This window comes from Streptomyces sp. NPDC017991, assembly GCF_044328075.1.
Lineage (GTDB): Bacteria > Actinomycetota > Actinomycetes > Streptomycetales > Streptomycetaceae > Streptomyces.
The window spans coordinates 780,818-794,989 of sequence record NZ_JBIRGP010000003.1 but is presented as its reverse complement, the minus strand read 5'-3'; the positions used below and the strand labels follow the sequence as shown (position 1 = coordinate 794,989).

Sequence of the window (14,172 nt, the reverse complement as noted above, 5' to 3'; positions counted from 1 at the left end):
TTGACTCGTGTCCCCATGGGCCCGGGTGACGATCCGTCAACTCGCGTGTCGTCCCGGTTCGGCTCCCGACCTTCCCAGTGCCGGTGGGCAGTGGTCGCGCATCGCCTGACCCGCCACACGAAGGAGTGAACATCGCCGGGGAGCGGCCCGGCAAGTTCCGCCGGCGCGTGCGAGACCCCTGCGCGGCAGGTCGGTTGGACGTCCACGGCAACCGATGGCAGGATGCGCCGCCACGCTTCGCCGGAGTCGGTGAATCCGTCGCAAAACAGGCGCCTGACCTGCTTGTCCGGACCATTTGACCGACGGTTGCCAGCCTTTGGTGAAGCTCGTGGAGGGGTCGTGCAGACTGGCCGGATGCGCTCGGAACTGATCTCGGTACCCGGTGACCCCGCCCGCCCCGACGAGGACTACGCATCGGTCGGGCTTCCCGCCTCGGGACAAGGCGGTTCGATCGTCGTCCTGGACGGTGTGACGCCTCCCCCGACCGATCAGGGCTGTCTTCATTCCGTCCCCTGGTTCACCGCCCGGCTCGGTGGCGCGTTGCACGAACTGTCCGTTTCACGGCGGGATCTGACGCTCACTGAGGTCTTGGGTCATGCCATCACCCGTACCGCCGACGCCCATCGGACCACCTGTGACCTTTCTCACCCGCGCACCCCGCAGGCAACGGTGGTGCTGGCGCGCTGGTCAGAGGCGTCGGTCGAGTACTTGGTGCTCTCCGACTCGGCGCTGCTCATCGAATCGCCGGCGGGAGCGGTCATCCCCGTCCTGGACGACCGCCTCTCGCGGGTTCCGCACGCCACGTTGAGGTCGGCGGCGGCGACGGACGCGATCCTGCGCAACAAGGAGGGCGGCTTCTTCACGGCCGCGGCGGACCCCTCGGTGGCGGGTCGCGCCGTCACGGGCACGCTGCCCCGTTCCGAGGTCCGCGCCCTCACGGCCCTCACGGACGGCGCGACCCGCTGGGTGGAGAAGTTCGGCGAGGGCGACTGGACGGACCTGTTCACCCTGGTCCGCAAGGAGGGCGGCCAGTCCCTGATCGACCGGGTCCGCACCCTGGAACGATCGGACACGGCCGCCACATACCTGGGCCGCTCCAAACCACACGACGACGCGACGGTGGTCTACACAGAGCTGTAGCACCCCGAAGGGCCGAAGGGCCACAGAAAACGGCACGACCATCCACAACACACGGCCACCCCCCGCCTTCCAGGGGCGCGGGGAACTGCGCAACAAGCCACGACGCATGGCCACCCCCCGCCTTCCAGGGGCGCGGGAAACGGCGCAACAAGCCACAACACACGGCCACCCCCCGCCTTCCAGGGGCGCGGGGAACGGCGCGACCGCCCCCCACCGGCCCGCACCCGACGAACAACCCCTGCGGCCAGTCAGCCCCGCTCAACCCCACGGTTGAGCCGATGCAACAACCGAGCCAGCTCAGCCACCTCCGCCCGCTCCCAACTGGCCAGTTCGCGAACATAACGAGCCCGCCGAGCATCCCGCACAGTCCCGAACCGCTCCCGCCCCACGTCAGTGAGATGCACGAGCCAAGCCCGCCCGTCCGCGGGATCCGGCTCCCGGGCGACGAGCCCGAGCTCCTCCAGCGCCCGCAGCTGCCGGGACATCGTGGCCTTGCCGACCCCGATATAGGCGGCAAGCTCCGTCGCCCGCTGCCGCCCACGCTCCTCCAGCCGCACGAGCAGCCCGTACGCGGAGGACTCCAGGTCGGGATGCACCTCGCGAACCATCTCCCCGGAGGACGCGCGCGCCCGCCTCAGCAGAACGGACAGCTCACGCTCCAGAGCCAGGAACTCCTGATCAACGGCTCCGCCGCCCCCGGACCCGGCCCCGCCCCCGGCCCCCTGGTCCACACCATTCCCCGGAACGCCGGATCCCGCCCGGTGCCCCTCACCCTTGTCGCCCTCGTGCACGTCAGCACCCATGACCCGGTTTCCCGATCCTGAAAGTTTCCGCCAAAGACCGCCATTGCCGCAGCTCGGCCAGTATTTCGCAGGAATAGACCAACGGCAGCCGCCGAACCCTCTTTCCGCCCGTCGCCCGCGTGCGTAGCTTCTTCAACAAGTACCCGCATGGCATGTACACGCCACTTTATTGAGCACCCCCACCCGGCCAACACCCGGCCAACACCGAGCCTTCGGAGGCACGAACATGTCCGTGCACACATCCGGAACGGCCCACCGCTCGCGCGCACGCGACCACCTCAGAACGCGCCTCGGCGCGATGGGCACCCTGCTCCTGTCCCTCTCCCTGTCCCTCTCCCTGCTCATCGCCCATCCCGCCCATCCCGCCCACGCGGCCGACGTCCCGGCCCGCGGCTCGGCGTACATGGGCATGGGCGTCATCCCGCACGACGGCCAGGACGGCCTGCCGACGCCCGGTGACGCCACCCAGACCGAGGGCGTGGACGTCAGCAGCCACCAGGGCAACGTCGCCTGGTCGACCCTGTGGAGCAGCGGGGTCAGATGGGCCTACGCGAAGGCCACCGAGGGGACGTACTACACGAACCCCTACTTCACCCAGCAGTACAACGGCTCGTACAACGTCGGCATGATCCGGGGCGCGTACCACTTCGCGACCCCCGACACGACGGGCGGCGCCGCGCAGGCCAACTACTTCGTGGACAACGGCGGCGGCTGGTCGAAGGACGGCAGGACGCTGCCGGGCGCGCTCGACATCGAGTGGAACCCGTACGGGGCGGCCTGCTACGGCAAGACGCAGAGCGCGATGGTCACCTGGATCCGCGACTTCCTGAACCAGTACAAGGCCCGCACCGGCCGTGACGCGGTCATCTACTCGGCCACCAGCTGGTGGACCCAGTGCACCGGCGACCACGCCGGTTTCGCCTCCGCCAACCCGCTCTGGATCGCCCGTTACGCCTCGGCGGTGGGCGCGCTCCCGGCGGGCTGGGACTTCTACACGATGTGGCAGTACACGTCCTCCGGCCCCACGGTCGGCGACCACGACAGGTTCAACGGCGCCCTCGACCGCGTGGTGGCCCTGGCCAACGGCTGACCCCCGCGCCCCCGCGTACGCGGAAGGCCCGGGCCTCTCACGAAGAGGGACCCGGGCCTTCCTTGACCGGTGGCGTCCGTCACGCCGCCACCGGAACCTCCGTCGCCGCGCTGTTCGTCGCCGGCGCCAGCGCCAGTTCCAGGACCTGGCGGACGTCCGTCACCGCGTGGACGTCGAGCTTCTTCAGAACCTCGGCCGGGACGTCGTCCAGGTCGGCCTCGTTGCGCTTCGGGATGATCACCGTGGTGACACCCGCCCGGTGCGCGGCGAGCAGCTTCTGCTTGACGCCGCCGATCGGCAGCACCCGGCCGGTGAGCGAGACCTCGCCCGTCATGGCCACATCGGTACGGACCAGCCGGCCGGAGAGCAGCGAGGCCAGTGCGGTCGTCATCGTGACGCCCGCGCTCGGCCCGTCCTTCGGCACCGCGCCCGCCGGGAAGTGGATGTGCACGCCCCGGTCCTTGAGGTCGGCGACGGGCAGTTCCAGTTCCGCGCCGTGCGAGCGGAGGAAGGAGAGCGCGATCTGCGCCGACTCCTTCATCACGTCACCCAGCTGACCGGTGAGGGTCAGGCCCGCCGCGCCCGTCTCCGGGTCGGCGAGGGACGCCTCGACGAAGAGGACGTCACCGCCGGCGCCGGTGACCGCGAGGCCGGTCGCCACCCCGGGCACCGCCGTGCGGCGCTCGGCCGGGTCCTGGGCGGACTCGGGCACGTGGTGCGGCCTGCCGATCAGCGCGCGCAGATCGTCCGCGCCGACCGTGAACGGCAGCTTCCGCTCACCGAGTTCGTGCTGCGCCGCGATCTTGCGGAGCAGCCGTGCGACGGACCGCTCCAGGTTCCGGACGCCCGCCTCGCGGGTGTACTCGCCCGCCAGCCTGCGCAGCGCGCCCTCGTCCAGGGTGACCTCGGCCTGCTCAAGACCGGCCCGCTCCAGCTGGCGCGGGAGCAGGTGGTCGCGGGCGATGACGACCTTCTCGTCCTCGGTGTACCCGTCGAGCCGTACCAGTTCCATACGGTCGAGCAGGGCCTCCGGGATGGCCTCCAGCACATTGGCCGTGGCCAGGAAGACGACGTCGCTCAGGTCCAGCTCGACCTCCAGGTAGTGGTCCCGGAAGGTGTGGTTCTGGGCCGGGTCGAGGACTTCGAGGAGGGCCGCCGCCGGGTCGCCCCGGAAGTCGGAGCCCACCTTGTCGATCTCGTCGAGCAGGACCACCGGGTTCATGGACCCGGCCTCCTTGATCGCCCGTACGATCCGGCCGGGCAGCGCGCCGACGTACGTACGCCGGTGACCGCGGATCTCCGCCTCGTCCCGTACGCCGCCGAGGGCGACGCGGACGAACTTGCGGCCCATGGCGTGCGCGACGGACTCACCGAGCGAGGTCTTGCCGACGCCGGGAGGACCGACGAGCGCGAGCACGGCACCGCCGCGCCGGCCGCCCACGACACCGAGGCCCCGGTCGTTGCGCCGCTTACGGACCGCCAGGTACTCGGTGATCCGCTCCTTCACGTCGTCCAGGCCCGCGTGCTCGGCGTCCAGGACCGTCTTGGCGCCCTGGATGTCGTACTCGTCCTCCGTACGCTCGTTCCACGGGAGTTCGAGCACGGTGTCGAGCCAGGTGCGGATCCAGGAGCCCTCGGGCGACTGGTCGCTGGAGCGCTCCAGCTTCTCGACCTCTTTGAGCGCGGCCTCGCGGACCTTCTCGGGGAGGTCGGCGGCCTCGACGCGGGCCCGGTAGTCGTCGGACTCCTCGCCCTCGGCCTCGCCGTTCAGCTCGCGCAGCTCCTTGCGCACGGCCTCCAGCTGCCGCCGCAGCAGGAACTCCCGCTGCTGCTTGTCCACACCCTCCTGTACGTCCTTGGCGATGGACTCGGCGACGTCCTGCTCGGCGAGGTGCTCACGCAGCTGCTCGGTGGCGAGCTTCAGCCGGGTCACCGGATCGGTGGTCTCCAGCAGCTCGACCTTCTGGGCGGTCGTCAGGAACGGCGAGTATCCGGAGTTGTCGGCGAGCGCGGACACGTCGTCGATCTGCTGGACGCGGTCCACGACCTGCCAGGCCGCACGCTTCTTCAGCCAGTTCGTGGCCAGCGCCTTGTACTCCTTGACCAGCTCGGTCACGGAGCCGGGCAGCGGGTCGGGCACGGTCTCCTCGACCTGCGTGCCCTCCACCCACAGAGCGGCGCCGGGGCCGGTCGTACCGGCGCCGACACGCACCCGTCCGCGACCGCGGATCAGGGCACCGGGGTCGCCGTCGGCGAGGCGTCCGACCTGCTCGACCGTGGCGAGCACCCCCGTGTTCGCGTACGTGCCGTCGATCCGCGGAACAAGAAGCACCCTCGGCTTGCTGGCACCGGTGGAACGGGCGGCTGCCTGTGCGGCCTCCACCGCGGCGCGTACGTCGGCGTCGTTCAGGTCCAGGGGCACCACCATGCCGGGCAGCACGACCTCGTCGTCGAGCGGCAGCACGGGCAGAGTGAGCGGTTCGGACGTCAAAGTCATGATCTCCCCTTCGGCATTCAAGTTGAGCTATGCCGACTCAATGCACGTGAGCCTCCGATTGTTCCCCTACGGCTGTTCGCTGTGAGCGATCACTGGGGCAGGGAGTGCACGCCGGGGCTCATCACCGGCCTTTCGCCGTCCGGGGCCTGGGCCGGCTCGACGGTCGCTCGGACCTGGCGCGAGCGGTGCTTCCCGCTTCCCGATGGACGCCGCCGCCCTGCGGCCGGTGGGGGCCGAGCCAAAGGACTGCGCAGTACTCGCGCCACAGAAGGGGCACGGGGAACTGCGTGGCCGGCCACGACGGGGCCCTGGGTGTCAGAACATGACGATCATCTTGCCGGTGTGTTCGCCGACGCGGCGGAAAACGGCTGCCCGGCCGGGGGCGGCTTGCCAGGATGGGGCCATGACCGCGTACGACGTTCCGCACGGCAGCCCCGAAGTCGTCGACCGCCGCGAGGGACCGTACGGCGAGGTCGTGCTGCGCCGCCACGGCGGGCTGCTGCAGATCATCGCCAACGGCTGTTTCCTCATGGACACCTCCGACGGCCGCTCGGAGAGACTGCTGGTCGACGCCGCGCTCGGCGCGCTGGACGGGCGCCCCGCGCCGCGGATCCTGATCGGCGGCCTCGGCGTCGGCTTCTCCCTCGCCCACGCGGCGGCCGACCCCCGCTGGGGCCGCATCACGGTCGCCGAGCGGGAGCCGGCCGTCATCGACTGGCACCGGTCCGGGCCGCTCGCGGAGTTGTCGGCCCCCGCCCTCGCGGATCCGCGCACCGAGATCATCGAGGTCGATCTCGTCGCGCACGTCAATGAGACATCCGACACGTACGACGTACTGTGCCTCGACATCGACAACGGACCCGAGTGGACCGTCACTGAGGGCAACGAGACCCTGTACTCGCGGGCCGGACTCACCGCGTGCGCACGGGTGTTGAGCGACGGCGGGGTACTCGCTGTTTGGTCGGCCAAACCTTCGCCTGATTTCGCAAGAACCTTGCGGAATGCCGGGTTCCGACACGTGCGTACCGAAGAGATCCCGGTTGCCCGGGGCGTTCCGGACGTGGTGCATCTCGCGGTAAGACCTGGATAGCCGAGCGACGGTCACTGCCCGTACCCTGCTGCTCTGACGCGGATCATTCAAGCGTCAAGCGCAGTCATGGAATCACCCCACTGGTTCCGGAAAGCACACTCAGGGGCGGGCGATGGAGCAGACACACACCTCGCACAACGGCACGGCGGCCACGCCGGGCGCTCAGCGCCGGGTGCTGGTGGTCGAGGACGATCCGACGATCGTCGACGCCATCGCCGCCCGGCTTCGCGCCGAGGGGTTCCTCGTGCAAACAGCGGGTGACGGACCGGCCGCCGTCGACACGGCCGAGGCGTGGCAGCCCGACCTGCTGATTCTCGACATCATGCTGCCGGGCTTCGACGGCCTGGAGGTCTGCCGCCGCGTCCAGGCGGCCCGTCCGGTACCGGTGATGATGCTCACCGCCCGCGACGACGAGACGGACATGCTGGTCGGCCTCGGCGTGGGCGCCGACGACTACATGACGAAGCCGTTCTCGATGCGCGAGCTGGCCGCGCGCGTGCACGTACTGTTGCGCCGCGTGGAGCGGGCCGCGCTGGCCGCGTCCACACCGCGCTCCGGCATCCTGCGCCTCGGCGAGCTGGAGATCGACCACGCCCAGCGCCGGGTCCGGGTGCGCGCCGACGACGTACACCTCACGCCCACCGAGTTCGACCTGCTGGTCTGCCTGGCGAACACGCCCCGCGCGGTCCTCTCGCGCGAGCAGCTGCTGGCCGAGGTCTGGGACTGGGCGGACGCCTCCGGCACCCGGACCGTGGACAGCCACATCAAGGCGCTGCGCCGGAAGATCGGCGCGGAGCGGATCCGTACGGTGCACGGCGTGGGCTACGCGCTGGAGACCCCGACACCCTAGAGTCGGGCACCCTGACCGAGGGGGCGTATGTGATGAGGGGTCTCGGCGTACTGCGCAAGCGCGTCAAGGCGGGCGCGGGACGGGTCACCGACGCGCGTTCCGGCCCTGGGCCGGAATCCGGTCGGGGTCCAACCGTCGGCACAGGCGTCGGCAGCTTCCCGGCGCCGGGTGCTACGCCGGGCGCCGGTAGGACGTCCGGTACGACATCCGGCACCACGTCCGGCACGAGCGCGAATGCCGGCCCAGGTACCGGCTCCGGCTCCGGCTCCGGCTCCGGCTCGGCATCCTGGGGTGACGTGCGTCCCTTCTCGATCAAGACGAAGCTCGGCACGCTGGTCGTCGTCGCGGTCTTCATCACCACCGGTCTGCTGATGATCGCGGTCCGCACCGAGACGGAACTGCGCTTCATCACGGTCTTCTCGATGATCGCGACCCTGCTGATCACCCAGTTCGTGGCGCACTCGATCACCGCTCCGCTGGACGAGATGAACACCGTCGCGCGGGGCATCTCGCACGGCGACTACACCCGCCGGGTCCGGGGCGCCGACCGCCGCGACGAACTGGGCGACCTGGCCCAGACGATCAACCGCATGGCCGACGACCTGGAGGCCCAGGAGCGGCAGCGCAAGGAGCTCGTGGCGAACGTCTCGCACGAGCTGCGCACCCCCATCGCGGGCCTGCGGGCGGTCCTGGAGAACGTGGTGGACGGTGTCTCCGCCGCCGACCCCGAGACGATGCGCACCGCCCTGAAGCAGACGGAACGCCTCGGCCGGCTGGTGGAGACGCTGCTCGACCTCTCCCGCCTGGACAACGGCGTCGTACCGCTGCGCAAGCGCCGCTTCGAGGTGTGGCCGTACCTGTCGGGCGTGCTGAAGGAGGCCAACATGGTCGCTTCCGCGCGCGCGGGCATCGCTTCCGGCTCCGGCAGCCACACGCGTACGGACGTCCATCTGCACCTCGACGTGTCGCCGCCCGAGCTGACCGCGCACGCGGACCCGGAGCGGATCCACCAGGTCGTCGCCAACCTCATCGACAACGCGGTCAAGCACAGCCCGCCGCACGGCCGCGTCACGGTGAAGGCCCGGCGCGGCGACGGCCCCGAGTCCCTGGACCTCGAAGTCCTGGACGAGGGCCCCGGCATCCCGCGCTCGGAGTGGCACCGGGTCTTCGAGCGGTTCAACCGCGGCGGGGTCGTCGCGCCGCACGGCCCGGGCAGCGACGGCGGTACGGGTCTGGGGCTGGCGATCGCCCGCTGGGCCGTCGATCTGCACGGTGGCCGGATCGGCGTGGCCGAATCCCAGCGCGGTTGCCGGATCCAGGTCACTCTTCCGGGAGTGCCCTCGCCGGACAGGTTGACGTAGGGTTCGAAGCGAGAGCCCAAGATCCACGTGATGGGGCAGCAGGACACGTGTCATCGTGCGTTCCTGGCACGGAGGTTCGGCCTTCCGAGGTCGCAGCCCCGACCCGGCGCGTCCATTTCACATCAGAACCTCGCTTGTTTCCCGCCATTTCGAACGCCGAAACACGCTTTTCGATGTGACTTACGCGACGATGACCAGGCCCGGACTGACCTAGCCGGTCCGGGGGGCGTAGCCTTTATTCCCGCTGTCCATCACCTTGTGAAGCGGAAGAGGGCGGTTGCCGCCGTGTCGCCACAGTCCCCCAGTAACTCATCGAGCGTCTCGACCGAGGACCAAGCCGGGAAGAACCCTGCTGCCGCCTTCGGACCGAACGAGTGGCTCGTCGACGAGATCTATCAGCAGTACCTCCAGGACCCGAATTCCGTAGACCGAGCCTGGTGGGACTTCTTCGCCGACTACAAGCCCGGCGGCGTGGCCGCCTCGGCTCCGGCGGGTACCGCGGCCGCGGGGGCCGCGGGAACCACCACCGCGTCCAAGGCGGCTCCGGCCGCCCCTGCCGCACCCCAGGCCCAGGCCCAGGCCGCTCAGGCTCCGGCTCAGGCCGCTCCGGCCAAGGCTCCGGCCCCGGCCGCTCAGGCCCAGGCCGCACCGGCTGCCGCGAAGCCCGCCGCAGCCGCACCGGCCAAGGCGGCGGCTCCGGCCGCACCGGCGAAGCCCGCCGCGGCCAAGCCGGCCGCCGCGCAGGCCGCGCCCGCCTCCGGGGCCACCGCGTCTTCGGGCGGGCCGGAGTACGTGACGCTGCGCGGCCCGAGCGCCGCGGTCGCGAAGAACATGAACGCTTCCGTCGAGGTCCCCACGGCCACGTCCGTGCGCGCGGTCCCGGTGAAGCTGCTCTTCGACAACCGCATCGTCATCAACAACCACCTGAAGCGTGCCCGGGGCGGGAAGATCTCCTTCACCCACCTCATCGGCTACGCGATGGTGCAGGCCATCAAGGCCATGCCGTCGATGAACTACTCCTTCACGGAGAAGGACGGCAAGCCGACCCTGGTCAAGCCGGAGCACGTCAACTTCGGCCTCGCCATCGACCTGGTGAAGCCCAACGGCGACCGCCAGCTCGTCGTCGCGGGCATCAAGAAGGCCGAGACGCTGAACTTCTTCGAGTTCTGGCAGGCCTACGAGGACATCGTCCGCCGGGCCCGTGACGGCAAGCTGACGATGGACGACTTCACCGGTGTCACGGTCTCCCTGACCAACCCCGGCGGCCTCGGCACCGTCCACTCGGTCCCGCGTCTGATGCCCGGACAGTCGGTCATCATGGGCGTCGGCTCGATGGACTACCCGGCGGAGTTCCAGGGCACCTCCCAGGACACCCTGAACAAGCTCGGCATCGCCAAGGTCATGACGCTCACGTCGACCTACGACCACCGGGTCATCCAGGGCGCCGCGTCCGGCGAGTTCCTGCGCGTCGTCGCGAACTACCTGCTCGGCGAGCAGGGCTTCTACGACGAGATCTTCGAGGCCCTGCGCATTCCGTACGAGCCGGTCCGCTGGCTCAAGGACATCGACGCCTCGCACGACGACGACGTCACGAAGGCCGCCCGCGTCTTCGAGCTGATCCACTCCTACCGGGTCCGCGGCCACGTCATGGCCGACACCGACCCGCTGGAGTACCGCCAGCGCAAGCACCCCGACCTGGACATCACCGAGCACGGGCTCACCCTGTGGGACCTGGAGCGCGAGTTCGCGGTCGGCGGGTTCGCGGGCAAGTCCCTGATGAAGCTGCGCGACATCCTCGGCGTGCTGCGCGACTCGTACTGCCGCACCACGGGCGTCGAGTTCATGCACATCCAGGACCCGAAGCAGCGCCGGTGGATCCAGGACCGTATCGAGCGCCCGCACTCCAAGCCGGAGCGCGAGGAGCAGCTGCGGATCCTGCGCAGGCTGAACGCTGCGGAAGCCTTCGAGACCTTCCTGCAGACGAAGTACGTCGGCCAGAAGCGTTTCTCCCTGGAGGGCGGCGAGTCCGTCATCCCGCTGCTCGACGCGGTGCTCGACTCCGCCGCCGAGTCGCGTCTCGACGAGGTCGTCATCGGCATGGCCCACCGAGGCCGCCTGAACGTCCTGGCGAACATCGTCGGCAAGTCGTACGCGCAGATCTTCCGGGAGTTCGAGGGCAACCTCGACCCGAAGTCGATGCACGGCTCCGGCGACGTCAAGTACCACCTGGGCGCCGAGGGTGTCTTCACGGGTCTGGACGGCGAGCAGATCAAGGTCTCGCTGGCCGCGAACCCCTCGCACCTGGAGGCGGTCGACCCGATCCTGGAGGGCGTCGCCCGCGCCAAGCAGGACATCATCAACAAGGGCGGCACGGACTTCACCGTCCTGCCCGTCGCCCTGCACGGTGACGCGGCCTTCGCGGGCCAGGGCGTGGTGGCCGAGACCCTGAACATGTCGCAGCTGCGCGGCTACCGCACCGGCGGCACGGTCCACGTGGTCATCAACAACCAGGTCGGCTTCACCGCCGCCCCGGAGTCGTCACGCTCCTCCATGTACGCCACCGACGTGGCCCGCATGATCGAGGCACCGATCTTCCACGTGAACGGCGACGACCCCGAGGCCGTCGTCCGCGTCGCGCGGCTGGCCTTCGAGTTCCGGCAGGCGTTCAACAAGGACGTCGTCATCGACCTCATCTGCTACCGCCGCCGCGGTCACAACGAGTCGGACAACCCGGCGTTCACCCAGCCGCTGATGTACGACCTGATCGACAAGAAGCGCTCGGTGCGCAAGCTCTACACCGAGTCGCTGATCGGCCGGGGCGACATCACGCTGGAAGAGGCCGAGCAGGCGCTGCAGGACTACCAGGGCCAGCTGGAGAAGGTCTTCACGGAGGTCCGTGAGGCCGCTTCGGCGCCGGGTGAGGCGCACGCCCCCGACGTGAAGCCCGAGTTCCCGGTGGCGGTCACCACGGCCGTCTCCCAGGAGGTCGTCAAGCGGATCGCCGAGTCCCAGGTCAACATCCCCGAGCGCGTCACCGTCCACCCGCGTCTGCTGCCCCAGCTGCAGCGCCGCGCGGCGATGGTCGAGGACGGCACGATCGACTGGGGCATGGGCGAGACGCTCGCGATCGGCTCCCTGCTCCTGGAGGGCACTCCGGTGCGCCTCTCGGGCCAGGACTCCCGCCGCGGCACGTTCGGCCAGCGCCACGCGGTGCTGATCGACCGGGAGACGGCCGAGGACTTCACCCCCCTCCAGTACCTCTCGGAGGACCAGGCCCGCTACAACTGCTACGACTCACTTCTCTCCGAGTACGCGGCGATGGGCTTCGAGTACGGCTACTCGCTGGCGCGTCCCGAGTCCCTCGTGATGTGGGAGGCGCAGTTCGGCGACTTCGTCAACGGCGCCCAGACGGTGGTGGACGAGTTCATCTCGTCGGCGGAGCAGAAGTGGGGCCAGACGTCCGGCGTCACGCTGCTCCTCCCGCACGGCTACGAGGGCCAGGGCCCGGACCACTCGTCCGCGCGCCCTGAGCGCTTCCTCCAGATGTGCGCGCAGAACAACATGACGGTCGCCATGCCGACGCTCCCGTCGAACTACTTCCATCTCCTGCGGTGGCAGGTGCACAACCCGCACCACAAGCCGCTGGTGGTCTTCACCCCGAAGTCGATGCTCCGCCTCAAGGCGGCCGCGTCGAAGGCGGAGGAGTTCACGACGGGCGGCTTCCGCCCCGTCATCGGCGACTCCTCGGTGGACCCGGCGGCCGTCAAGAAGGTCGTCTTCACCGCGGGCAAGGTGTACTACGACCTCGACGCCGAGCGTAAGAAGCGCGGCATCACGGACACGGCCGTCATCCGCATCGAGCGCCTGTACCCCCTCCCGGGTGCCGAGCTCCAGGCGGAGATCGCCAAGTACCCGAACGCCGAGAAGTACCTGTGGGCCCAGGAGGAGCCGGCGAACCAGGGCGCGTGGCCGTTCATCGCCCTGAACCTCATCGACCACCTGGACCTGGCGGTCGGCGCGGACGTCCCCCACGGGGAGCGCCTCCGCCGCATCTCCCGCCCGGCGGGCTCGTCCCCGGCGGTCGGCTCCGCCAAGCGCCACCAGGCGGAACAGGAACAACTGGTCCGCGAGGTGTTCGACGCCTGAAGGTAGGCACACGGCACAAACGAAGGGCCCGGCCCGCGACCCACGCGGCCGGGCCCTCCGTCATCCGACGTCCACTCTTGGTCCCGTCCGACGGTCATCTTTCAGCTTGTCCGACGGTCACTTCCCAGCCCGTCCGACGGTCACCTCTCAGCCCGTCCGGCGTTTGAGGACAAGGCCGTTCAGCGGTCATCTTTCAGCCCGTCCGGCGTTTGAGGACAAGGCCGTTCAGGCCGACAGGGGGGTCTGGGGGCGCAGCCCCCAGGGGAGCGGCAGGCACACCCTCAAGCACTCGGCTTGTCCCGACAGGAGCGCGCGTCAATAGACTCGTCACTCGGCTTGTAGTCACTGATCCACCCCGGCTCCTGCGCAGGAATGTCCGGCAACGACGTCACCACGTCGTTGATCCAGTCACTGCTCTCGACATACCGCTTCACGAACTCACGCAGCTCGACACAGTCCGCCCGGTGCCCCTTCGGCAGCCCGATCCCATAGTGCTGCGGGGCACCGATGGTGACGTCGGGCACGACCCGCAGCCCCTCCTTCGCATAGTGGCGCGCGAAGCCGTAGAGGATCATCTGGTCGGTCGAGACGGCCTGCACCTCACCGCGCTTGAGGGCGTCGATGCAGTCGGAGGCGTCGACGAGCTCCTTGATCTCGATGCCCTCGCGCCGGAACTCCTGGAGGGTCGCCACGGACGTGGTGCCCTCCCACGAGCAGACGGCCTTGCCCTTGAAGTCGTTCAGCTCGTGGACCGTCGACCTGGGCCCGACCAGGAATCCCTGCCGGGTGGTGGCGTACGGTCCCACGAAGTCGATCTCCTTCATGCGCTCGGGCGTGATGGAGAAGGCCGCGATCACCAGGTCGACCTCGCCCTTCTCCAACGCCGGGAAACGCCCCTCCGAGGACACGTTGGACGGCGAGGCGGACTTGATGCCCAGCCCCTCCTTGATCTGCTCGAACACCAACTGGTCGAGGCCCGACCGCCGGTAGTTCTCCTCGTAGGAGATACCGGGCAGGTCGTTGTGCATGCCGACGCTGATCCGCTCCTTGCCCAGAAAGGTGTCGTCCTGTTCGTCCGAGCCCGAACTGACCGCGAGCGTCAGCCCGACCGCGACAATGACGCAGAAGGCGGCCACCGCCACGTACACCCGGGTTTTCGAGCCCACTTTCGTACTCACCCTGTACTCACCTTGTA

9 protein-coding genes are annotated in these 14,172 nt (G+C 69.6%); 6 read left to right on the top strand and 3 right to left on the bottom strand.

Translation table 11 applies throughout. From position 1 onward, the window contains the following. Positions 1–354: 354 nt before the first annotated feature. A complete protein-coding gene (locus tag ACH4DZ_RS12050; RefSeq protein WP_398286918.1) occupies positions 355–1,140 on the top strand; it encodes a hypothetical protein in 786 nt (261 codons plus the stop codon). A gap of 248 nt (positions 1,141–1,388) precedes the next feature. On the opposite strand, the gene ACH4DZ_RS12045 is transcribed toward ACH4DZ_RS12050, so the two are convergent. After that, positions 1,389–1,943: a MarR family winged helix-turn-helix transcriptional regulator gene (locus tag ACH4DZ_RS12045; protein WP_398286917.1), complete on the bottom strand. Its 555-nt coding sequence runs from the start codon at positions 1,941–1,943 to the stop codon at positions 1,389–1,391. Between the two features lie 226 nt (positions 1,944–2,169). On the opposite strand from ACH4DZ_RS12045, the gene ACH4DZ_RS12040 reads away from it, so the two are divergent. After that, positions 2,170–3,033 (top strand): lysozyme, encoded by an 864-nt coding sequence (locus ACH4DZ_RS12040; RefSeq protein ID WP_398286916.1) that lies wholly within the window; start codon positions 2,170–2,172, stop codon positions 3,031–3,033. Positions 3,034–3,112: 79 nt separating this feature from the next. On the opposite strand, the gene lon is transcribed toward ACH4DZ_RS12040, so the two are convergent. Beyond that, positions 3,113–5,530 (bottom strand): endopeptidase La, encoded by a 2,418-nt coding sequence (gene lon, locus ACH4DZ_RS12035; protein ID WP_398286914.1) that lies wholly within the window; start codon positions 5,528–5,530, stop codon positions 3,113–3,115. Positions 5,531–5,933: 403 nt separating this feature from the next. On the opposite strand from lon, the gene ACH4DZ_RS12030 reads away from it, so the two are divergent. The 4 genes from ACH4DZ_RS12030 to ACH4DZ_RS12015 all read left to right on the top strand — a co-directional run bounded on the left by ACH4DZ_RS12030 (position 5,934) and on the right by ACH4DZ_RS12015 (position 12,977). Then, positions 5,934–6,620 (top strand): spermidine synthase, encoded by a 687-nt coding sequence (locus tag ACH4DZ_RS12030; RefSeq protein ID WP_398286913.1) that lies wholly within the window; start codon positions 5,934–5,936, stop codon positions 6,618–6,620. 112 nt (positions 6,621–6,732) lie between these two features. Further along, complete coding sequence (locus ACH4DZ_RS12025) at positions 6,733–7,470, top strand: response regulator transcription factor (protein WP_107021341.1); 738 nt, start codon at positions 6,733–6,735, stop codon at positions 7,468–7,470. A 296-nt stretch (positions 7,471–7,766) separates the two neighbouring features. Continuing rightward, complete coding sequence (locus tag ACH4DZ_RS12020; RefSeq protein WP_189773740.1) at positions 7,767–8,831, top strand: HAMP domain-containing sensor histidine kinase; 1,065 nt, start codon at positions 7,767–7,769, stop codon at positions 8,829–8,831. Positions 8,832–9,116: 285 nt separating this feature from the next. Further along, positions 9,117–12,977, top strand: coding sequence for a multifunctional oxoglutarate decarboxylase/oxoglutarate dehydrogenase thiamine pyrophosphate-binding subunit/dihydrolipoyllysine-residue succinyltransferase subunit (locus ACH4DZ_RS12015; protein ID WP_398286911.1), 3,861 nt, complete (start codon positions 9,117–9,119; stop codon positions 12,975–12,977). 281 nt (positions 12,978–13,258) lie between these two features. On the opposite strand, the gene ACH4DZ_RS12010 is transcribed toward ACH4DZ_RS12015, so the two are convergent. Beyond that, the gene (locus ACH4DZ_RS12010; protein WP_398286910.1) at positions 13,259–14,155 is read right to left on the bottom strand and encodes a transporter substrate-binding domain-containing protein; all 897 of its coding nucleotides are present in this window, start codon (positions 14,153–14,155) and stop codon (positions 13,259–13,261) included. Positions 14,156–14,172: the final 17 nt, after the last annotated feature.

Coding starts and splice junctions, on each gene's coding strand:
- ACH4DZ_RS12050 (WP_398286918.1), top strand. CDS start 355: ATGCGCTCGGAACTGATCTCGGTACCCGGTGACCCCGCCCGCCCCGAC.
- ACH4DZ_RS12045 (WP_398286917.1), bottom strand. CDS start 1,943: ATGGGTGCTGACGTGCACGAGGGCGACAAGGGTGAGGGGCACCGGGCG.
- ACH4DZ_RS12040 (WP_398286916.1), top strand. CDS start 2,170: ATGTCCGTGCACACATCCGGAACGGCCCACCGCTCGCGCGCACGCGAC.
- lon (WP_398286914.1), bottom strand. CDS start 5,530: ATGACTTTGACGTCCGAACCGCTCACTCTGCCCGTGCTGCCGCTCGAC.
- ACH4DZ_RS12030 (WP_398286913.1), top strand. CDS start 5,934: ATGACCGCGTACGACGTTCCGCACGGCAGCCCCGAAGTCGTCGACCGC.
- ACH4DZ_RS12025 (WP_107021341.1), top strand. CDS start 6,733: ATGGAGCAGACACACACCTCGCACAACGGCACGGCGGCCACGCCGGGC.